The 19,932-nt window shown below is 73.8% G+C and carries 15 protein-coding genes and 2 pseudogenes; 6 read left to right on the top strand and 11 right to left on the bottom strand.

Annotated elements, in window-relative coordinates; all coding sequences use genetic code 11:
* Positions 1-18: 18 nt before the first annotated feature.
* From AB0C12_RS38950 to AB0C12_RS38940, 3 genes are read left to right on the top strand one after another with little or no spacing between them, the layout of a single operon-like run.
* The gene (locus AB0C12_RS38950; RefSeq protein WP_360555653.1) at positions 19-1,182 is read left to right on the top strand and encodes a mandelate racemase/muconate lactonizing enzyme family protein; all 1,164 of its coding nucleotides are present in this window, start codon (positions 19-21) and stop codon (positions 1,180-1,182) included.
* Positions 1,179-2,003 carry an amidohydrolase family protein gene (locus AB0C12_RS38945; protein ID WP_360555652.1) on the top strand — a complete coding sequence of 275 codons (825 nt, stop codon included), beginning with the start codon at positions 1,179-1,181 and terminating at the stop codon, positions 2,001-2,003. The genes AB0C12_RS38950 and AB0C12_RS38945 overlap by 4 nt, the downstream gene beginning before the upstream one ends.
* A complete protein-coding gene (locus AB0C12_RS38940) occupies positions 2,000-3,031 on the top strand; it encodes an aldo/keto reductase (RefSeq protein ID WP_360555650.1) in 1,032 nt (343 codons plus the stop codon). Before AB0C12_RS38945 ends, AB0C12_RS38940 begins: the two co-directional genes overlap by 4 nt.
* Here the strand turns inward: AB0C12_RS38940 and AB0C12_RS38935 are convergent.
* On the bottom strand, positions 2,979-3,728 hold the full coding sequence (locus AB0C12_RS38935) for a FadR/GntR family transcriptional regulator (protein ID WP_360555649.1): 750 nt from the start codon (positions 3,726-3,728) through the stop codon (positions 2,979-2,981). The genes AB0C12_RS38940 and AB0C12_RS38935 overlap by 53 nt on opposite strands.
* Before the next feature lie 112 nt (positions 3,729-3,840).
* On the opposite strand from AB0C12_RS38935, the gene AB0C12_RS38930 reads away from it, so the two are divergent.
* Complete coding sequence (locus tag AB0C12_RS38930; RefSeq protein WP_360555648.1) at positions 3,841-5,124, top strand: GAF domain-containing protein; 1,284 nt, start codon at positions 3,841-3,843, stop codon at positions 5,122-5,124.
* Here AB0C12_RS38930 and AB0C12_RS38925 read toward each other — a convergent pair.
* The 9 genes and pseudogenes from AB0C12_RS38925 to AB0C12_RS38885 form a co-directional block, all read right to left on the bottom strand.
* The gene (locus AB0C12_RS38925) at positions 5,114-6,835 is read right to left on the bottom strand and encodes a class I adenylate-forming enzyme family protein (protein WP_360555647.1); all 1,722 of its coding nucleotides are present in this window, start codon (positions 6,833-6,835) and stop codon (positions 5,114-5,116) included. The genes AB0C12_RS38930 and AB0C12_RS38925 overlap by 11 nt on opposite strands.
* Positions 6,832-8,175, bottom strand: coding sequence for an FAD-dependent oxidoreductase (locus AB0C12_RS38920; RefSeq protein ID WP_360555646.1), 1,344 nt, complete (start codon positions 8,173-8,175; stop codon positions 6,832-6,834). Before AB0C12_RS38920 ends, AB0C12_RS38925 begins: the two co-directional genes overlap by 4 nt.
* Complete coding sequence (locus AB0C12_RS38915) at positions 8,172-8,393, bottom strand: acyl carrier protein (RefSeq protein WP_360555644.1); 222 nt, start codon at positions 8,391-8,393, stop codon at positions 8,172-8,174. Before AB0C12_RS38915 ends, AB0C12_RS38920 begins: the two co-directional genes overlap by 4 nt.
* A complete protein-coding gene (locus AB0C12_RS38910; RefSeq protein WP_360555642.1) occupies positions 8,390-9,883 on the bottom strand; it encodes an amino acid adenylation domain-containing protein in 1,494 nt (497 codons plus the stop codon). The genes AB0C12_RS38915 and AB0C12_RS38910 overlap by 4 nt, the downstream gene beginning before the upstream one ends.
* A 62-nt stretch (positions 9,884-9,945) precedes the next feature.
* A pseudogene (locus tag AB0C12_RS38905) lies at positions 9,946-10,485 on the bottom strand (TIGR03086 family metal-binding protein); the annotation flags it as partial.
* A gap of 54 nt (positions 10,486-10,539) precedes the next feature.
* Positions 10,540-11,379, bottom strand: a pseudogene (locus AB0C12_RS38900) (SDR family oxidoreductase); the annotation flags it as partial.
* Entirely contained in the window at positions 11,376-12,659 is a 1,284-nt protein-coding gene (locus AB0C12_RS38895; RefSeq protein ID WP_360555641.1) for an MFS transporter, read from the bottom strand. The gene AB0C12_RS38895 and the pseudogene AB0C12_RS38900, both read right to left, overlap by 4 nt.
* On the bottom strand, positions 12,656-13,879 hold the full coding sequence (locus AB0C12_RS38890) for an AMP-binding protein (RefSeq protein ID WP_360555639.1): 1,224 nt from the start codon (positions 13,877-13,879) through the stop codon (positions 12,656-12,658). Before AB0C12_RS38890 ends, AB0C12_RS38895 begins: the two co-directional genes overlap by 4 nt.
* Positions 13,876-14,853 carry a hypothetical protein gene (locus AB0C12_RS38885; protein ID WP_360555637.1) on the bottom strand — a complete coding sequence of 326 codons (978 nt, stop codon included), beginning with the start codon at positions 14,851-14,853 and terminating at the stop codon, positions 13,876-13,878. Before AB0C12_RS38885 ends, AB0C12_RS38890 begins: the two co-directional genes overlap by 4 nt.
* A gap of 97 nt (positions 14,854-14,950) precedes the next feature.
* Between AB0C12_RS38885 and AB0C12_RS38880 the strand changes: the two genes are divergently transcribed.
* Positions 14,951-16,207, top strand: coding sequence for an ATP-grasp domain-containing protein (locus AB0C12_RS38880; RefSeq protein WP_360555636.1), 1,257 nt, complete (start codon positions 14,951-14,953; stop codon positions 16,205-16,207).
* Positions 16,207-17,430, top strand: coding sequence for a biotin carboxylase (locus AB0C12_RS38875; RefSeq protein ID WP_360555635.1), 1,224 nt, complete (start codon positions 16,207-16,209; stop codon positions 17,428-17,430). Before AB0C12_RS38880 ends, AB0C12_RS38875 begins: the two co-directional genes overlap by 1 nt.
* Here the strand turns inward: AB0C12_RS38875 and AB0C12_RS38870 are convergent.
* Positions 17,411-19,927: a BTAD domain-containing putative transcriptional regulator gene (locus AB0C12_RS38870; RefSeq protein ID WP_360555633.1), complete on the bottom strand. Its 2,517-nt coding sequence runs from the start codon at positions 19,925-19,927 to the stop codon at positions 17,411-17,413. The two genes, AB0C12_RS38875 and AB0C12_RS38870, sit on opposite strands and share 20 nt — an antisense overlap.
* Positions 19,928-19,932: the final 5 nt, after the last annotated feature.

Genomic DNA, 19,932 nt, shown 5'->3' with positions numbered 1-19,932 from the left:
TGCCGACCAGGAGCCAACATGAAAGTCACCGGTTATCGCAGCCTGTTGACCAAGCACGACTGGGGGCGGCTGACCGGTGACGCCAACGGCGTGATGCCCGAGCCGCGCACCGACGTCCACGTGCTGATCCTCGAGACCGACGACGGGCTCGAAGGCGTCGGCGTCGGTCCCCACGGCGACATCGACCGGGTCTTCGGTGCCGTCGAGGGCGAGGACCCGCGGGCCGTCACCGCGCTGTACGACCGCATGCTGAGCTGGGTGTTCAAGACCGGTCACGCCGGGGCGACGTTCGGTGCGGTCGGGGCGATCGACATGGCGCTGTGGGATCTCAAGGCGAAGGCGGCGGGTGAGCCGCTCTGGCGCACCCTCGGTGCGCTGGACCGCTTCGTGCCCGGGTACGCCTCCGGGCTCGACATCGCCCTCGACGACGAGGCCCTCGTGCGCCTCTACGAGCGCTACGCCGACCACGGTTTCAGCTCGGCCAAGCTCAAGGGCGGCCTGGACGTCACCCACGACCTGCGCCGGCTGCTGGCGGTCCGCGACGTGCTGCACCGCAACTCGACGCACCCGGCGCTGATGCTCGACGCCAACGAGGCCTGGAACCGTACGCAGGCGGTCCGTTTCGTCAGCGAGCTGGAGCGCACCGTCGACCTGGCCTGGATCGAGGAACCGGTGCGCCGCTGGGACGCCGCCGGTCTCGCCTCGGTGCGCCAGCATCTGCGCACGGCCGTGGCGACCGGCGAGAACCTCACCGGCCTGGAGCAGTACCGGCCGCTGCTGGACGCCGGCGCCGTCGACATCGTGCAGGTCGGCAACGTCTGGGGCATCACCCACTTCCTCCGGGTGGCCGCCGTCGCGCACAGCCACGACCTGCCGGTGAGCCCGGTGTCCTACCACGCCAACCCGGTGGCCCACGCCGCCGCCGCAGTGCCCAACCACCTGTCCTTCGAGGTCCAGCACCTCGACTCGCCGATCGGCCTGCGGATCGATCAGGAGATCATGGACGGCGGCATCGTCCTCGGTGACGAACCGGGCATCGGCATCCGGGTCGACGAGGAGCACATCAACGCGGTACGGGCGGCCAACCCGGTCGCCGGGATCACCGGCCCACACGTGCGTCCCCGGCGAGCCGGGCTGCGGCTGGTCCCCGAGTCCCGGCGCGACCTGCGGCACCTGTCATGAGCGGGGTGATCGACGCGCACGTGCACCTGTGGAACCGCACCACCGATCCGCAGCCCTGGATCGACCCGGCGACGATGGCGGTCATCGACCGCGACTTCGCCGCCGGCGACCTCGAACGCATGCTCGACGAGACCGGCAGCGACACCGCGGTGGTGGTCCAGTCCAGCAACAGCATCGCCGAGACCCGGAGGCTGCTGGCCGGCGCCGGGCCCCGGGCGGCCGGAGTGGTCGGCTGGATCGATCTGACCGGCGACGTCGGTGCTCAGCTCGACACGCTGGGTCCGGAGCCGGGCCGGCCGCTGGTCGGCCTCCGCCACCTGGTCCACCTCGACCCGGATCCGGCCTGGCTGCACCAGCCCGACGTCAGCGTGGCCCTCGACGCGCTCAGTGTCCGCGGCCTGTGCTTCGACCTGGTCGTCCGCTCATGGCAGCAACCGCTGGCCGCGACCGTCGCCGGGGAGCATCCCGGCCTGCGCTTCATCGTGGACCATCTCGGTGGCATCGCCGACTCCGTCGACGACGACGGCTGGGAACGCGGCCTGCGGGCGCTCGCCGCCCGGCCGAATGTCTGGGCCAAGATCTCCGGACTGGCCGGGCTCGTGCAGGACCCGCAACGGCTGCGCCGGGTGGTCGGCGTGGCGGTCGAGGCGTTCGGCCCGCAGCGGCTCATGTACGGCTCCGACTGGCCGGTGGCGTGTCTGGGCGCCGGCCCGGTCGGCTGGCGTACGGCTGTGGACGAACTGCTGGCCGACCTGAGCGCGGGGGAGCGGGCCGCGATCCTGTCCGGAACCGCCTCGGCCTGCTACGGTCTCGGCGCATGACCAGTGCGGTCGAGCAACTGCGGCGCCGCGGCATCCTCGGGCTCGGCGGCGCACCGCTGGGCAACTTCGCCGCTGCCATGGACGACGAGCAGGCCGCCCGTACGCTGCGCCGGGCCTGGGACCGAGGTATCCGCTACTTCGACACCGCGCCGCACTACGGCCTCGGGCTGTCCGAGCGGCGCATCGGTGCCGAACTGCGCCACCGGCCGAGAGACGAGTTCCTCGTCTCCACCAAGGTCGGCCGGCTGCTCGTTCCGCGCGTACCCCCGCTCGACCAGGACGACGACGGCTTCGTCGTGCCCGGAGACCTGGAGCGGCGCTGGGATTTCTCCGCCGACGGCGTCGAACGTTGCCTGCGGGGGAGTCTCGAACGCCTCGGGCTCGACCGGATCGACATCCTCTACGCGCACGACCCCGACCAGGCCTGGGACGGCGCGGCGGGGGAGGCCCTGGCGTCACTGGCCCGGCTGAAGTCAGCGGGCGTCGTGTCGGCCATCGGCATCGGGACGAATTCGACCGCCGGCCTCGAACCGCTCATCCGCGCGGGACTGGTCGACGTGATCATGCTCGCCAACCGGTACTCGCTGCTCGACCACAGTGCCCTCGAGACGGTGCTCACGCCGGCCCGGGACGCCGGCGTCGCGATCGTCGCCGCCGGCGTCTTCGCCACCGGCCTGCTCTCGACGGACCAGCCCCGGCCCGGTGCCACGTACGAATACCGCCCGGCCGACGCCGCGATGATCCGGCGGACCGAGCGGATCGCGTCGATCTGCGCGGATCACGGCGTGCCGCTGCCGGCGGCGGCGCTGGCCTTCCCGCTGCTGCATCCCGCGGTCGCCGCCGTGGCCATCGGCATGCGCTCGCCCCGGGAGGTCGACGAGGATCTCGAGCGGTTCACCACCGGCATCCCCGCCGGGCTGTGGCGTGACCTCATCTCGGCCGGCCTCATCCCGGCGGGCGCGGTGCCGGCGGGACCTACGAGCCGCTCTCCGGAGGAGCCGCCGGGCGGCGCCGCTGCCAGGAGCTGACGATGTGGTGGCGCATCGCCCGCTCGGCGCCCTCGACGTCGTGCCGGGCGATCGCCTCGACCACCTTGCTGTGCTCCTCGATGGTCGACGCGAAAGCGCCGTCGTAGCGGAGCCCCTGGTACCGGTCGCTCTCCAGCGCGCGCCGGTACAGGCGTTTGGCTATGTTCTCGGCCAGCCGGTTCCGGGAGATCTCCATGACCGTGAAGTGGAAGACGACGTCCTCCTGCCGGAAGGCGTCGCTCTCCTGCCGCATCTCCCGCATCGCGTCCAGGACGTGCTCGATGCGCGCCAGCTCCTCCTGGGTGTGGCGCGCGGCCACCGCGCCGGCCATGGCCGACTCCAGGTTGCCCCGCACGATGGTGAGCTCGTCGAGGATGCCCAGCGACTCGTCACTGTCGATCAGCGCGGAGAGCACGATGGGATCCAGCATGTTCCACGAACCGGACCGGGCCACCTGCGTGCCCCGGCCCTGGGCGACCACGACCAGCCCTTTCTCCTCGAGCCGCTTCACCGACTCGCGGATCACCGTGCGGCTCACCCCGAAGTGATCGCTGAGCGGGCCCTCCGGGGGCAGCAGGCCACCCTCGGGGATCTCACCGGTGACGATGAGCTCGACGAGCTCGCTGGTCACCGCCACGCCGAGCCGCGCCGAGCGGCGGCGGGGCGGGAAGGCCGAGGTGTCGGGCTGGTCTGCCATGACCGCAATATACGGGCCGCGACGCTCCGGCCCTGGCCGCAGCCCCGGAGCGCTTCCCGGCGGCGTCCCGTAGATTGGTCGCACCCGAGGCGGAGAAAAGGCGGACCCCATCATGACGGCCGTATCAGGTGAGCGGCCGGGTGCTGCCGGCCCGGGAGTTGCCGCGCAGGAGGATCTGCGGACCTTGTTCGGGCAGTCCATCGCCGTGTTCGCGTCCCTGGCCGGGCCCGCGCACGTGGTGGAAGCGGCCAACCCGGCGTTCTTCGCCACCGTCGGCGCGGAACGCACCCGCACCGGGGTCCCGCTCGCGGAGCTGCTGCCCGAGCTGGCCGACCAGGGCTTCTTCGCCCTGCTGGACCAGGTCTACGCCACCGGCGAGCCCTACACCGGCCGGGACGCCCGCGTGGTGCTCGGGGCCGGCCCGCACGCGCGGGAGCTTTTCTTCGACTTCACCTACGAGCCGCGCCGGGACGCCGCCGGCGAGGTGACCGGGATCCACGTGATCGGCGTGGAGATCACCCAGGTCAAGCACGCCCAGCGGCTGATGGCCGAGCACCGCGTCCTGCTGGAGCAGATCGTCCGCCAGGCGCCGCTGGGCGAGGTGCTGGACGGCATGGCCCGCTCGATCGAGGCCCTCGCACCGGAGGAGGTCCTCGTCTCCGTCCTGCTCGCCGATCCCGACGGCCGGCACCTGCGGCACGGCGCCGCACCCAGCCTGCCCGACTTCTACAACCAGGCCATCGACGGCATCGCCACCGGGGAGGGCGTCGGCTCCTGCGGCACCGCCGCCCACCGGCGGGAACCGGTCATCGTCACCGACATCGCCACCGACCCGTTCTGGGACGACTTCCGGGCCCTGGCCGACCAAGCCGGCGTGGCCGCCTGCTGGTCCACGCCGATCCTGGCCCGCGACGGCGGCCTGCTGGGCACCTTCGCCATGTACCACCGCACCCCGCGCGTCCCGCAGGACACCGACCTCGCCCTCACCCGGGTCTTCACCGGCACCGCGGCCCTGGCCATCGAACGCCACCACATCGAGCAGGCCAAGCTGGCCGCCGAGGCCCAGGCCCGGACGGCCCACGACGAACTGGCCAGGGCCGTCCGCGCGGAGCAGAAACTGCGGGCCGAGGCCGAGCGGCGCGCCACCGCGGCCGCCGAGCTCACCGCCCGGATGCGCGCCGCCGCGGCCACCCAGGCCGCCGTTCCGCACCCCGAGCGCTGCCAGCTGGGCGGCACCCCGGGGTGCGGCGCACCGGCCGAGCTCAAGATCGCCGATTCCTGGGGGGACGCGGCCTGGGGCTGCCCCGCCCACGTCGAGGAGGCCATCATCAACGTGCGGTCGGTGTTCATCGCCAGCGAGGAGCTCGGCGGTCTGGCCGCTTATCTCAACCGCTGACCGGCCCGACGGGATCCCGGTCGTCCTGGTGGAACAGGCCGGCGTGCCGGGTGCGCAGTTCCCGCTTGAGCACCTTCCCGGTGGGACCGAGCGGGAGATCCTCGATCACCACCGCGGCGAGGGTGGCCAGCCCGGCCGCCGACAGCTCCTTGTTCGCCTTCTCCAGGATCAGCTCGGGGGTGGCCGCGGCCGCGCCGGCCTGCGGGCGGACCACGGCGATCGGGATCTGGCCACAGCCGTCGGGCGCCGGTACGCCCACCACCGAGCAGTCCAGCACCAGGTCGGCGCAGTCGGCGATCAGCACCTCCTCGAGCGGCAGGCTGTAGACCGGCCCGGCCAGGGTGTCGATGACGTCGACCGTACGGTCCAGGTGGTAATAGTTGCCTTCGGCGTCGCGCCGGGCCACGTCCCCGGTCAGCCAGTAGCCGTTGAGCTCGAAGCTCTCGGTGAGCCGCGCGTTCTTCCAGTACCCGGGCGTCCGGGACGGGGTGATCACGCCGAGCAGGCCGACCGTGCCGTCGGGCAGCTCGTTCCCGTCGTCGTCGAGCACCGCCGCCTTGATCACGGCGTCCTGCGGTCTGCCGACGCACCTGTCTTTGCGCGGCGTCTCCGGGGTGGTCAGCCCGCCGAAGAGGGCCATGCCCATCTCGGAGGAGCCGAGCCCGTCGATGAACTGCGAGCCCGGCAGCGCGCCGTCCGCGGCCCGATCCCGCGGCAGCAGCCAGGCGGCGAGCAGCCCGGCCGGGCGCTCACCCAGGCCGACCAGGCGCCGGATGTGGCCGTAGTGAGCGGAGTCGCCGGTATTGAACCAGGAGTGCACCCGGGCCGCGCCGCGCACCGGCAGGTCGCCGGTGGCCAGTTCGACGAAGGTACGCGGGAACGAGGCCAGCATGGTCGGCTGGAACGTCTCCATCACCGGCTCGACCACGCCGCGGCGCCAGTCGGCCATCACCACCGTGGGCAGGCCGAGCAGGACCGCGGTGAGGAAGTAGCTGAGCCCGCCGGCGTGCGTGTGCGGCATCAGTGACATCAGCCTGTCGTACGGCTCGGCCGGGAACCGGGTCATCCGGGCCTGTTTGCCGTCCCAGAAGCTGCGGTGCCCGAGGATGGTGGACTTGGGGCTGCCGGTGGTGCCCGACGAGTGGATCAGCGCGCACACGTCGTCGGGCCCGTGCCGGTACGGGTACTGCTCGGGAAGCGGCGTACCGGTGTCGTCGAACGCCTGGATCTCGGCCGCGAGCGTCAGGAACCGGGGCCGGGTGGCCGGGTCGGCCCGGTACGCCGAGGCCAGCCGCGTGGTGTCGTCGGCGACCACCCCGACCACGCCGACGTGCTCGAGGTAGCGGAGCAGCACGTCCATCCGCATGGCGTCGTTGATCATCGCCGGGATGGCCCCCAGTGCGGTCAGGGCCAGATAGTGGATCAGCGGTTCCAGTCCCTCGGCGACCACGATGCCGACCGGGTCGCCGGCCCGGACCCCGTTGGCCCGGTACCACCGGGCGTACCGGTCGCGCAGGGCGGCCAGCTCCAGCAGGCTGTGCCCGCGCAGCGTCACCTGGCCCCGGTGGTCGACGCCGTGCGTGTAGATCAGCGGCACCGCCCGGTTCGGGTTGGACCGGACGGCGTGGTCGAGGAAGTTCCCGGCGCCCAGGTCCGGTTCGGTCATGAACTGCCGGCGCACGTCGAGCGGGGCGATCGGGCTGTCGGTCATCGCTTTCTCCTTGCGGTTTCGTGGCTGGACAGGATTTCCGCGGCCACCCGGTGACCCGAGCGGATGGCACCCTCCATGAGCCCGAAGAACTCGGTGCTCGTCTCCGTGCCGGCCCAGTGCACCCGGCCGTGCGGGGTGCTCAGGTGCGGACCGAGCCGCGACCAGTCGCCGGGCCCGAACACGGCCGCGTAACAGCCCCGGCTGTACGGCTCGTTGACCCAGTCCGTGACATGCACGGCGACCGGCGCCGGCAGCCGGGGGAACAGCTCGGCGACCTGGTGCAGGGCCTCGGCCTCGCGGGCCGCGGGGTCCAGCGCCGCGAACCGGTACGCCTCGGCGCCGGTCACGAACCCGGTCAGCACCCCGGCGCCGCCCCCGGGAGGCGAGTCGTCCACCGTGGACAGCAGCGGGCCGGTGGCGCTCACCGACCAGCCCGACAGCCCGTGCGCGTGCCAGTACGGCTCCCGGTAGACGATCTGCACCTTCACCGCGCAGCCCCGCCCGGTGGCCGGGGTGGCCCGGGGGGCCGGCAGGCCCGGCCGGTAGTCGATGGCCTGGGCCAGCACCGGCGGCACCGCCACCACGACCGCGTCGCCGTGGTGTTGCTCGCCGGTGCCGGTGTGCACGCTCACCCGGCCGTCCTGCTGATGGATCGCGTGCACGGGCCGGTTCAGCCGGATCCGGGTGCCGAGCTGCGCGGCGAGCCGTTCGGCGACCTGGTGGGCGCCGCCGAGCACCCGGTCCTGCTGAGCGCCGCCGGCGAACGCGTTGAGGTATCTGATCCCACCGCCCGAGCGCAGGTAGAGCGCCATGTGCAGGACCGACACCGAGGCCGGGTCGGCGGCCATCATCTCGCCCAGGAACAACGGGAAGAACAGCCGCGCGTCCGGGTGGCGCAGGTTGCCGGCGGCCCACTCCGCGGCCGTGACGGTGTCCAGGGCGGCCGCGTCCGGGGTTCGCCACGGTGCGTCCGGCCGGACCCGCGCGGTCAGTCCGTGAAGAAGGTCGAACAGCTCGCCGAGGGCGACCGCGTTGAGCGGCGGGAACCGGCCGGCCCGGGTCTTCTCGCCGCTGCCCAGCGCGAACCGGCTGCCGCCCCACATCGCGGTCGGTGTCGCCGACAACCCCAGCCCGGCCAGCAGCTTGTGCAGTTCGGTGTGCCGGTCACCCAGGTACGCCGCCCCGGCGTCGGCCCACGCCCCCGGCGCCACCTCGATCCCGTGGGTGCGTCCGCCGACCCGGTCGCGGGCCTCCAGCACGGTGGTCTCCACCCCGGCGGTGGCCAGGTCGGTGGCGGCGGTCAGCCCGGCCAGCCCGGCGCCGATCACCACGACGCTCATCGGGGCGCCCCCGTGACCGTGCTGGCCAGCGCGGCGGGGGTGGGGGCGAGCAGGAAGTCCTCGAAGGTCAGCTCGACGCCGTGCTCGCGGGCCACGGCACTGAGCACCCGGGTCGCCAGCAGCGAGTCGCCGCCCAGGTGGAAGAAGTCGTCCTGCTCGCTGACCCGCGGGTTCTCCAGGACCCGCCGGAACAGGTCGGTCGCCTGGTGCACGTTCATGACAGCATCTCCTTGCTCGCGCGCCGGTCGACCTTGCCGCTCGCGGTGTAGGCGAGCTCGGCCACGACGTGGATGTGACTGGGAACCAGGTGGGCCGGGACCCGGCCGCGCAGGTGGGCGGCGATCCGGTCCGGCAGCCCGGTGCCGGACGTGCCGGCCCGGGGTACGACGTACGCCGCGAGAGCCGTGCGGCCGGCCACCGTGACCCCGGTGACCAGGGCCGCGCGGACCGCCGGATGACCGGTCAGGTGGGCCTCCACCTCGGCCGGGTCGACCCGGATGCCGCGGATCTTCACCTCGTGGTCGATCCGGCCGCGGTGGGTGAGCACGCCGTCGGCGGCGCGGGACACCCGGTCGCCGGTGCGGAAGAACCGTCGCCCGCCGACCGTGACGAAGCGTTCGGCGGTCGCCGCCGGCCGGCCCAGGTAGCCGTCGGCCAGCGCCGGCCCGCCGATCAGCAGTTCGCCGCCCTCGCCCAGGTGCTCGGCCACGTGCGGCAGGGCCCGGCCGATCGGGACCGGGTCCGGCGCTCCGGTCAGCTCCAGCGCGTGGGTGATCAGGGTCGTCTCGGTGCACCCGTACGTGTTGAGCAGCTGGACGGGCCCGGCCGGCAACGCCGACCACCGCGCGACCTTCCCGGGCGCCGCGGCCTCCCCGCCGATGATCACGAGCCGTACGCACGCCGGCAGCGCCTCGCCGGACTCGTGCAGATGTCCCACCAGCTCGTGCCAGAACGCGGTCGGCAGGTCCAGCACGGTGATCCGTTCCCGCGCGAGCATCCGCAGGAACCGGGGGAACGAGCCGCGGTGCGCGTCCGCGTCGAACACCAGGCACGCGCCGCCGGTGAGCGCGGGCAGGATCTCCTCGAAGCAGGTGTCCCAGTTGAGCGACGCGAACTGCAGCACCCGGTCGTGCGGCGTGATGCCGAACAACTCGCGCAGGGATCCGACGGTCGTGGCGATCGCCCGGTGCGACGTGACCACAGGTTTGGGAACGCCGGTTGAGCCTGAGGTGAACAGCACGTAGGCCGCCTCGGGATCGGGGCCGCCCGGACCCGGTGCCGGTCGGCCGTCAGCGCCGATCAGCACCCGGCAGCCGGCGGTACGGGCCATCGCGGTGCGGCGCTGCTCGGGGAAGCCGGGATCGATCGGGCAGTAGGTGCCACCGGCGGCCCAGACTCCGAACAGCGCGGTCACCGTGCCGGTGTGATGGCCGGCCGGGACCCCGACCACGCCGGGCTCCGCGCCGAGGCCGGCGGCGAAGGCGGTCACCCGGGCCGCCAGCTCGGCGTATGTCAGGTCGGCGCCTTCGGCCCTGATCGCCGGGCGATCCGCGTGGACGTGGGCCGCGCTGAGAAAGTCGTCGAGCACGCCGCCGGAACGCCCGCACCCCGCCGGCCCGGCCCCGTCCGGCCGGGTGGTCATCGCCAGCCCGGTCCTGTCAGGACGGGTGCTCAGCGCCGGCTCGGCCTCACCCGGTCGGGCGGTCATCGCGGGCGCAGCCCTGTCAGGACGGACGCTCATCGCCGGCCCGTTCTTGTCCGGCCGGGCGCTCATGGCCGGCCCCAGGAAGGATCGCGGCCCAGGAAGGCGAGCAGCCGGTCCAGCGGCGGAGTGCCGTCGTCGGCCGGGCGCGCGGGTGCGAAGGTAGCTTGTGGACGATGGCGGCGCGGCCCGTCCGGCACGTCACGCTCGGCGATCTCCCGGACCGCCGTGATCACCTCGTCGGTGAAGGTGACCGGCCGCCCGATCGCCGCGGCCACGTCCCAGCCGTGCACCACGTAGTCGAGCAGGTGGAAACAGAGCGCCTGCCGGGCGGGCAGCGAGATCCCGTCCCGGATCAGCGGCAGCCGGACGGTACGGTCCAGCGCTCCCTCGGCGGCGAACGCCGCGCTCACCTCCCGTGCGGACGCGGCGTACTCGGCCCGGGGGTCATCGCCGATCGGGGTGTGCCAATCCGCCGGTCCGGTGTGCTCGCCCCGGACCGCCGCGGCGAACCCGCGGTTCTCCCGGATCATGTGCGCGACCAGCTGAGCCACCGTCCACTCGGCGCACGGGGTCGGCCGGTCCCACTGGTCGTCGCGGATCGCCCCGACGGTCCCGACGCTGTGCCGCATCACGTCCGGGTGCAGGTGCAGGGCCCGGGGCGCGAGCCAGGACCGGGTCATCGCCGACACCGCGGTGCCGCCGGGGTCGGCCAGCTTGGTGCGGACGTACCGCTCGCCCCAGGCGCTCGTCATGATCCGGAACGGGGGCGCGTCGTCGGTGAGCGCCCGGACCAGCACCTCCGCCACCTCGGACGCGGACTGGGCGCCCGGGTGCCCGCCGCGTGCGACCCAGGCCAGATAGTCGGCCAGCACCCCGGCGTACGGGCCGGCCTCGGCCAGCAGCGACTCGCGGGTGACGCCGGAGTTGGCGCCGAACGCGGTGCCCAGCACCGGTCCGGGCTCGACCATGACCACCCGGACGCCCTGGCTCGCCGCGACCGGCGCGAGGCTCTCCATGAACCCCTCGACGGCGAACTTGGCCGCGGAGTAGGCCTCGTTGAACGGCTGCCCGATCAGCCCGCGGGTGCTGCCCACGGTGACGATCCGGCCCCGGCTCGCGCGCAGGTGCGGCAGCGCCGCCCGGGTCACCGCTACCACGCCGAACAGGTTGACCTCGAGCCCGGCCCGGAACGGGGCCATCCCGGCGGTCTCCACGCCGGCGAACGTGTTGGCCAGCCCGGCGTTGTTGACCAGGGCGTCGAGCCGGCCGTGGGTGTCCAGCACCCCGGCCAGGCACGCCTCGACCGAGGCCTCGTCGGTGACGTCCAGGCGCCGTACGTCGAGCTTCACGCCGGCCGCGTCGGCGGCCTGCCGCAGCGGGTCCGCGCGGCCGGGATCGCGCAGCGTGGCGATCGTCGTGCAGCCGGCCCGCGCGGCCCGGACCGCGGTCGCCAGGCCGATCCCGGAGGAACAACCGGTGATCAGCACCACCCGGCTCATGCCGTCCCCTCCGCCGCGTGTTCCCGGGCCAGCCGGGCGTGGGTGGGGGCCAGGGGGATCCAGGCGAACAGGACCCCGATCAGGGTGCCGCCGACCATGGCGATCCGGGCCGCGTCCAGGACGCCCACCCGCGGGGTGAGCAGCTCGACCAGCACGCCGCCGAGCAGCGCCGCGAACGGGATGACACCCCAGGTGATCGTGCGGAACGCGGCGTGCGAGACGGCTTGGTCGGCCGGGTCGACCCGGGCCTGGCGGACCGCCGCGGTGCTGACGTTGTACCAGACCATGAACAGCCCGTAGAAGCTCAGCGTCACGCCGAGCACGAGCGCCGGCGGCAGCGCCGGTGCGGCCAGGATGCCCAGGCCGGCCAGGCAGTGCAGGAACACCGACCAGGGCATCAGCCGATCGGCGCCGATCAGCCGGCTGACCCGCTGGGCGAGCAGCGCCCCGGCGACGGCGGCGACCGCGGCCACCGACATCACCGTGCCCAGCGTGGGCACGGACAGGTGCAGCCCCCGGTACGCCAGGATCGGCAGCACGGTCACGAAGATCGGGCCGCCCAGATTGAGCAGCGTGGTGCCCAGGATGGTGCCCCGCAGGACCGGATCGTTCCAGTTGAGGCGTACGCCGGCGACCAGCCGCGTCCACATCGGCTCGTGCTGCCGCGTGCGTACCCCGTACGGCCGCATCGCCCGCACGCCGGCCGCGGAGATCAGGAAGGTGACCGCGTCGACCAGCAGCGACGCCACGCCGAGCAGGCGGTACAGCACGCTGGCCAGGGCCGGACCCACCACCTCGGCGACGCTGCGGCTGCCCTCCAGCCGCGAGTACGCCAGCACCCGGCCCCCGGCCGGGACGATCGCCGCGATGGTGGCGACGTAGCCGATGTTGAAGAAGACCGACGCCGCGTTGGCCAGCACCACGACCACGAAGACCAGCGGTACGGACAACGCGCCGAGCCAGTAGGCGACCGGGACGGCGGTGATGGCCAGCATCCGGATCAGGTCGCACCAGATCAGCGTGCGGCGCAGGTCCCAGCGGTCCACCAGCACGCCGGCGGCCAGGCTGAGCAGCGGGATGGCCAGGTACTGGGCCATGCCGACCAGGCCCACCTGGAACGCCGAGGCGTGCAGCAGCAGGATCATCACGGTCGGCACCACGAACACGTTGATCCGGTCGCCGATGTTGCTGACCGACTGCCCGAGCCACAGCAGGTTGAAGTCGCGGCCGAGCCCGCGGGCGGGGTCCTCGCGGGCCGGGGCGACGGCCGGTGAGCTCATGTCGCCTGCCGCTGGACCAGCGGGGACACCTTGCCGGTGCGCTCGTTGTGGATCAGCGCGTCGGTGACGGTGACCGCCAGGGCCTCGGGGTCGCGCTGGAAGGCGGTGCTCGGGCCGCCGAACGCCGAGCCGAGGATGTGGTCGCGGACCCGGCCGGCGAGCCCGTCCGGCGTGCCCCGGGCCGGCACGACCAGCACCTCGCAGGTGCTGCCGCGGGCCGGATACTCGGTGATGACCACCTGGCTCTGCGAGACGCCGGGCACGCCGGCGACCTCGCGCAGCAGGGCGTCCGCGTTGAGCAGCAGCCCGCGGAACTTCACCTCGCCGTCGCGGCGGCCCAGTACCCGCAGCGCCCGGCCGGGCACCCCGCAGGTGCAGGTGACCCACTCGCCGGCGTCGCCGGTCTGGTAGCGCAGCACCGGGTTGAGGCCGTGCGGCTTGAGCGACGTGAAGTCGATCAGCTGGTCGGCGCCGATGTGCACGAGCTGCGAAGGCAACGGGTGCCAGGTGTCGTCGGCGCACTGCGGTGTGTTGGTGCCGGCGACCCAGGTCTCGGTGCTGCCGAACAGGCCCCAGCGGCGCGCCTGCGGCGCGACCACCGGCAGGTCCTCGTCCAGGCCGGGGTTCCAGGCCTCGCCGAGCCAGAGCACGGTACGCAGGTCGGCCAGCTTGATCCCGAGCTCGCGGGCCCGGCCGATGATCGGGCGCAGGACGCTGGGCGTGCCACCGATGGAGGTGACCCCGCGGTCGGCGAAGAACTCCAGCCAGACGTCGTACTCGGCGCGGTTGATCGCGCCCAGCCCGATCCCGGTGCAGCCGGTCAGGTCGGCGTAGGAGTTCATGAGGTAGTGCGCGCCCCACAGCTTGCCGGCACCCCACCCGTTGACGAACAGGTCGTCCGGGCCCAGCGGCTTCCACTGCTCGTACACCTCGGTCATGTACAGGCCGGTGGGCGCGTAACCCAGCTTGGGGGAGCCGGTGCTGCCGCCGCTCTGGAACGTCCAGGTGGCGCCGTGCTGCGCCTTCGGCCTGAGGTGTTCCAGCGCCACGTTCAGGTCGTCCTTGCCCATGACCGGTACATGCACCAGGTCCTCGAGGCTGTCCAGGGCGACGATGTCGGCGTACCGGGCGGCCAGGGCCGGCACCGAGCGCAGCTTGGCCAGGGTGTCGGCGACGGTGGCCGCCGCCAGCGGGGCGGCGGAGAAGAATTCCGTGGTCACAGCGCACCTCCGTGCAGTCGCGCGTGCCCGTCCCGGTACGCCAGGAACCGGTCCCGGACGATCGCCCGGTTCTGCGCGACCACCTCGGGATCGCGGGAGTCGGGGCACATGATGGCGCCGTCCGGTTCCACCTCGGACAGCCAGAACCGCTCGCCGTCGTGCAGGAAGTCCACGCAGAAGTACGGCATCGGGAGCTTCTCGGCGAAGTAGTCCACCGCCGCGGCGAGCTCGTCCGGCAGCGGCGCGTAGTGCAGCCGCGCCCCGGTGCTGTACTGCGGGTAGCGGGCACCGTCGCCGGGGATGCGCACCAGCGTGGTGTGCGGCTTCCCGTCGACCATGTGGATCCGGTAGTCGGTGGTGGCCCGGCCCAGGTACGGCTGGAACACCAGCGTGGTGTCCCCGCCCTGGGCGAGGCTGAGCAGTCCCCGGACGTCGTGGGCGTCGTGGGCCATGTTGATGCCGCGCGAGGCGGCCCAGCCGGACGGCTTGACGATGGCCGGGTACGGCAGGTTCTCGACCGCGGGCAGGAATTCGTCGTACAGCAGGTCGCGGCCGGAGCCGATGCGCACGGTCGGCACCGGCGGGATCGGCGAGTCCTTGAGGAACAGCAGGGTGGCCAGCTTGTCGTTGCCGAGCGCGGCCAGCCAGCTCGGGTGCGGCAGATAGAAGCCGGCCTGCTCCAGCACGGCGTAGAGGGTGAACTGGTTGAACGCGTCCGCGGCCTGGTACGGCAGCGTGTACGGCGAGGTGACGAACAGGGTGTCCCGCGGGGACACCAGGATCCCGTCGACGTACACCCGGGGATTGCGGGGGTCCAGGGCGTCCACCGTCACCGCCTCGGGCGCGGTCCGCTCCCAGCTCAGGCCCAGTTCCTTGGCCACCTCCTGATAGGTGCGCCAGAACGCGGCGTTCCACTGCGCCGCGGTCCGGGTCGACTCTCGGTCCGGGAAGATCCAGCACATGCGCTGCAACATGGGACGCAGCCTGACCGGCGCCGCTTCAGATCCGCCATGGATCCGCCGCGCAGCGGATCTGTGGCGAATCTGCAGCGCCCCCGGCCACGGTGGGGCGATGAGCGCTTCCCGAACCGTCGTGATGGTCGATGCGTACGCCCCGACCCGGCGCCTCGCGCCGGTGTTCCACCAGGCCGGTCACCAGGTGGTCCGGGTGCAGAGCACGCCGGAACCGCCGCTGGTGTACCAGGGCGCGTTCGACCTGTCCCCGTACGCGGCGAACATCGTGCACACCGGCGACCTGGCCGCCACGCTCGCGGCGATCCGCGGGCACGACCCCGTGGCCGTGGTGGCCGGCGGCGAGATCGGCGTGGAGTTCGCCGACCTGCTCGCCGCCGAACTCGGCCTGCCCGGCAACGGCACCGCGCTGAGCGTCGCCCGCCGCGACAAGTACGTGCAGATCGAGACGTTGCGGGCCGCCGGCCTGCGGGCCACCGGGCAGCTGCTCGTGCAGAACGCGGAGCAGCTGGCCGCCTGGCACGAGGCCCGGGGCGGCCGGATCGTGGTGAAGCCGATCCGTAGCGCGGCCGGCGACGGGGTGCACTTCTGCGCCACACCGCGGGAGTCGGTCGCCGCGTACCGCAAGATCCTGGGCAGCGAGAACATCTTCTCCCGCCGCAACGAGGCCGTGGTCGCCCAGGAGTACCTGGCCGGCGGCGAGTACGTGGTGGACACGGTCAGCGGCGACGGCGCGCACCAGGTCACCGACATCTGGAAGTACGACAAGCTCACCGCCAACGGCATCGTCGACCTGACCTGCGGGGTCCGGCTGCTGCCCCGGCACGGCGCGGTCCAGCAGGCACTGGTGCCGTACGCGTTCGCGGTCCTCGAGGCGCTGGGCATCCGCTACGGTGCCGCGCACCTGGAGATCAAGCTGACCCCGCAGGGGCCGTGCCTGGTCGAGGTCGGCGCCCGGATGGCCGGCCTGGACCTGCCCGGCTTCTGCCAGCCCGCGCTGGGCGAGGGCCAGCTGGAGTGGATCGTCGACGCGTACGTGCGCCCGCAGCGCTTCGCCGCCCGGGTCGGCACCGACTACGAGATCAGGAAGCACGTGGTCAGCGCCTGGGCGGTGTCCACGGTGGAGGCCCGACTCAAGGCGTACCCGCTGATCGGGGTGATCGAGGGCCTGGAGAGCCTCTACGACATCCGCCCGGTGGTGGCCCCGGGAGGCAGGCTGCGGCGCACCGTCGACGACCTGAGTACCCCGCTGATCGTCAACCTGATGCACCCGATCGAGGAGGTCGTCGACCGCGACTTCGGCACGTTCCGCTACCTGGACGGCCCGGCGTTCTACGAGCTGGCCGAGGACAACTGATGCCGGCCCGGCCGCACATCGTGGTCATCCACCGCTGGCGGGCCCGCTACGCCGAGTACGCCCGTTACCTCGACCATGGCACGCATACCGTCACCTACGTCGCCACTGAGGTCGGGGCGTCGGCGGTGCCCCCGGAAGCGGCCGCCGTGCTGCTGGTCGACGCGACCGACGATCTGCCCGCCGTGACGGAACGGGTCAAGCAACTGGCCCACGAGTTCGGGCCGCCGGCCGCGATCGTCGCGCTCAAGGAGGACGACCTGCTGGTCGCCGCGCAGCTGCGGCAGGAGTGGGGCTGCGCCGGGTGGACACCGGGGGAGCTGCGCCCCTACCGGGACAAGGTGACGATGAGCGGGATGGTGGCCGGGGCGGGCCTGGCGGTGCCGGCCTTCACGACCGTACGGGAGGCGGCGACCGTCCGCGCCTTCGGTGACCGGTACGGCTGGCCGGTGATCGTCAAGCCGCGCACGGGCAGCTCCAGCGCCGGTGTCGTACGCCTGGACGGCCCTGGTGACCTGCGCGAGGTGGACCTCACCGGCCGGCCCCGGCTGATGGCCCAGTCGTTCGACCCGCGCCCGATCCACCACGTGGACGGCTACTTCGACGGCGCGGCGCTCGGCCCGTACCGGGTGTCGCGGTACCTGAACACCTGCCTCGGCTTCCGGGGCGGCACCCCGCTCGGCTCGGTGGAGGAGGACGATCCCGGCCTGGTGCGGGCCGTCGGCGCGTACGCGGTGCGGGCCCTGGCCGCCCTGTCCGACCGGCCCGTCGTGTTCCACCTGGAGCTGTTCGTCGACCGCGCCACCGGCGAGTGCGCGTTCCTGGAGGTCGGCGCGCGGGCGGGCGGCGCGGAGATCCCGTTCCTGTGGCGCGAGGTGCACGGCTACGACCTGATGGAGGCGGCGTTCCGGCTGGCGCTGGGTCGCCCGCCCCGGGACTGGCCGCCCGCGCTCACCCAGCCGGGCGGTGAGGTGGCCGGCTGGCTGCTGGCCCCCGCCCCGGCGCAGCGTCCGTGCCGGATCACCGGAGCCGGATCGATGCTGGGCCGCCAGCCCGGTCCGTACGCCGAGGCGGTGCTGCGGCCGGGGGAGATCCTGCCGGCCGCCGACGCGTACTACGAGCACGTCGGCGGCCGGTTCCGGTTCCGCGGGCGGACCTCGGACGAGGTGGCGGCCGCGATCGGCGTGACGGCCCGGGACTTCCGGGTCAGCGCCGTACCCCTGTGAACAGCCGGACCGCCAGCCGCCGGTCCGGGCCGGTCACCCGCGGGGCCCGCAGGCAGTCGTCCAGGTAGGCCAGGAACCGGGCGCCCACCTGGGCGTTCAGCACCAGCCGGGCGCGGCTGAACCGGCTCCCGGTGGCCGCCTCGCACATGATCAGCGCCTGGGCGAAGCGTTCCTGGCCGCGGCCGGCCGAACCGGTGCGCACCAGCAGGTCGGCGTGGGCGAACAGGGCGATCGTGGAGGCCAGCGGCTCGGTCCCCGGGTCGAGCAGATCGAGGGTCCGCTCCAGCAGCGAGCCCGCCTCGGCCGGCCGGCCCTGCCGGGCCAGCAGGCTGCCCAGGGCGAACGTGGCGATCCGGACGTGCTCGCCCTGGTCCACACCGAGCAGCTGGATGGCCCGTTGCAGGTGCCGGCCCGCCTCGTCGGCCCGGGCCGGGTCGGCCAGCAGCGCGGCGCCGAGCTGGGTGTGCGCGGCTCCCAGCGTGCGGCTGTCGCCGAGGTCCGCCGCGGCGGCCAGCGCCGCCTCGCACGCCTCGACGCCCACGGCCGGGGTGACCGCGTACGCCTTGCTGACGAAGTCCCAGGTGAGCTGGGGATCGCCGCGCTGCGCCACCCAGCGGGCCACCGCCGGCAGGTCGCCCTCCGCCGCGCCGGCGAGTTCGGGATCCGGCGCCGGGCGGTCCGCGAGTCGCTCGAACGTGGACAGGTGCCAGCGGATCGCCCGTTCCTCGGCCACGTCCCGGTCGCTGAGGGCGGCGCCGCAGCGGCGGGCGTACCGGCGGACCATGTCGTACCAGCCGTACCGGTCGGGGCCGGTCTCCACCATCAGGTTGGCCGAGCTCACCTCGTCCAGCAGCCGCCGGGTCCGGGTCACCGAGATCCCGGCCACCGCGGCGGCCAGCTCCAGGCTGACCGAGCCCACCGGGAGCGCGCCGAGCTGGTCGAACAGCCGCCCGGCGGCCGGGTCCAGACCGGTGCGGGCCTGCACCAGTGCGGCCCGGACGGTCCGCGGGTCGTCGGCCACCGACAGGGTGTCGGCCCGCTCGCGCAGCTCGCCGGCGAAGGAGCCGAGCGACTGGGTGGACCGGGCGGCCAGGGTGGCACCGGCCTGGCGCAGGGTCAGCGGCCAGCCACCGCACAGCGCCACCACCTCGGCGCCGCCCGGGCCGGCCAGCCGGCCCGGGCCGACGATCGCGCACAGCAGGTCGCGAGCCAGCTCACCGGACAGCGGGCGCAGGGCGACCGTACGCACCTCGTGGTGCGCGGTGAGCGCGGTGAGCCGGCTGCGGCTGGTCGCCACCAGCAGGCTGCCCGAGGTGGGCGGGACCAGCGGCAGCAGCTCGCCCACGCAGCCGGCGTCGTCGGCGACCAGCAGCACCCGCTGGTGGTACAGCCGGGTCCGGAACAGGGCGGCCCGTTCCTCGACGCCGGCCGGCAGGCGGTCCGCGTTGACGCCGATCGCGAGCAGCGCCGCGCCCACGGCCGCGCCGGGGGACAGGGCCGCATCCTTGGCCGACCCGTGCAGGTCCACGAAGATCTGCCCGTCCGGGAACCGGTCCGCGACCGTGTGGGCCCAGCGCACCGCCAGCGCGGTCTTGCCCAGGCCGCCGGCACCGGAGATGAGCACGACCCGGGGGTCGGCGCCCGGCTCCGGCAGCGCCGCGGTCAGCGCGGCCAGGTCGGCGTCCCGGCCCGCGAAGTGCCCCACGCCCGCCGGCATCTGCGCCGGCCGCGGCTCCGGCTCCGCCGGTACCGTTTCCGCCCCGGCCGGACGCCGGGGGGACGGATCCTCGCCGCGCAGGATCGCCGCGTGCAGCTCCCGCAGGTCCGCGCACGGGTCGCTGCCCAGCTCGTCGGCGAGCCGCTCGCGCAGATGCTGATACGCCAGCAGCGCTTCCGCGCCCCGGTTCGAGCGGTACAGCGCGGTCATCAACTGCCCGGTGAGCCGTTCCCGCAACGGGTTGGCGGCGACCGCGGCGACCATCTCGCGGACCAGTTCCGCGTGCCGGCCCAGGGTCAGCTCCGCCTCGAAGCACGCCTCCAGGAGCGAGACCCGCAGCTCGGCCAGCCGGGCCCGGTCGGCCTCGACCCCCGGTGCGGCCACCCCGCCCAGTGGCTCGCCGTGCCACAGTGCCAGCGCTTGGCGCAGCTTCTCCGCCGCGTCGGCCGGCCGCGCCCGGGCCGCCAGCCGGGCCAGCTCCTCACACCGCTGCAGGTCACAGGCGGCGGCGGGCAGCGCCAGGAAGTACCCCGGGTCACGGGTCACCAGCGCACTGCCGATCTTGCGCCGCAGCGACGAGATCAGTCCCTGGACGCGCGCCCGCGGTGCCGCCGGCGGCTTGACCGACCAGAGGCTGTCGATGAGCCGCTCGGTGGACAGCACCGTGCCCTCGGCCAGCGCCAGCAGGGTGAGAACGCTGCGTTCCAGCGGGGCGAGCGGGACCCGGGCCCCGTCCGTACGGGCCTCGACCGGGCCGAGCAGTGCCAGCTCCAGCGCCATCGCCG

The sequence above is a fragment of the Actinoplanes sp. NPDC048967 genome, from assembly GCF_040649415.1.
Lineage (GTDB): Bacteria > Actinomycetota > Actinomycetes > Mycobacteriales > Micromonosporaceae > Actinoplanes.
The sequence above is the reverse complement of the archived record's forward strand: the minus strand, read 5'-3'. Positions and strand labels throughout refer to the sequence as shown.

What these genes read in the sequence shown, in the direction of transcription:
- AB0C12_RS38945 (WP_360555652.1), top strand. Translation starts at nt 1,179, where the DNA reads ATGAGCGGGGTGATCGACGCGCACGTGCACCTGTGGAACCGCACCACC.
- AB0C12_RS38870 (WP_360555633.1), bottom strand. Translation starts at nt 19,927, where the DNA reads ATGGCGCTGGAGCTGGCACTGCTCGGCCCGGTCGAGGCCCGTACGGAC.
- AB0C12_RS38940 (WP_360555650.1), top strand. Translation starts at nt 2,000, where the DNA reads ATGACCAGTGCGGTCGAGCAACTGCGGCGCCGCGGCATCCTCGGGCTC.
- AB0C12_RS38880 (WP_360555636.1), top strand. Translation starts at nt 14,951, where the DNA reads ATGAGCGCTTCCCGAACCGTCGTGATGGTCGATGCGTACGCCCCGACC.
- AB0C12_RS38920 (WP_360555646.1), bottom strand. Translation starts at nt 8,175, where the DNA reads ATGAGCGTCGTGGTGATCGGCGCCGGGCTGGCCGGGCTGACCGCCGCC.
- AB0C12_RS38875 (WP_360555635.1), top strand. Translation starts at nt 16,207, where the DNA reads ATGCCGGCCCGGCCGCACATCGTGGTCATCCACCGCTGGCGGGCCCGC.
- AB0C12_RS38915 (WP_360555644.1), bottom strand. Translation starts at nt 8,393, where the DNA reads ATGAACGTGCACCAGGCGACCGACCTGTTCCGGCGGGTCCTGGAGAAC.
- AB0C12_RS38930 (WP_360555648.1), top strand. Translation starts at nt 3,841, where the DNA reads ATGACGGCCGTATCAGGTGAGCGGCCGGGTGCTGCCGGCCCGGGAGTT.
- AB0C12_RS38910 (WP_360555642.1), bottom strand. Translation starts at nt 9,883, where the DNA reads ATGACCGCCCGACCGGGTGAGGCCGAGCCGGCGCTGAGCACCCGTCCT.
- AB0C12_RS38950 (WP_360555653.1), top strand. Translation starts at nt 19, where the DNA reads ATGAAAGTCACCGGTTATCGCAGCCTGTTGACCAAGCACGACTGGGGG.
- AB0C12_RS38925 (WP_360555647.1), bottom strand. Translation starts at nt 6,835, where the DNA reads ATGACCGACAGCCCGATCGCCCCGCTCGACGTGCGCCGGCAGTTCATG.
- AB0C12_RS38895 (WP_360555641.1), bottom strand. Translation starts at nt 12,659, where the DNA reads ATGAGCTCACCGGCCGTCGCCCCGGCCCGCGAGGACCCCGCCCGCGGG.
- AB0C12_RS38935 (WP_360555649.1), bottom strand. Translation starts at nt 3,728, where the DNA reads ATGGCAGACCAGCCCGACACCTCGGCCTTCCCGCCCCGCCGCCGCTCG.
- AB0C12_RS38885 (WP_360555637.1), bottom strand. Translation starts at nt 14,853, where the DNA reads ATGTTGCAGCGCATGTGCTGGATCTTCCCGGACCGAGAGTCGACCCGG.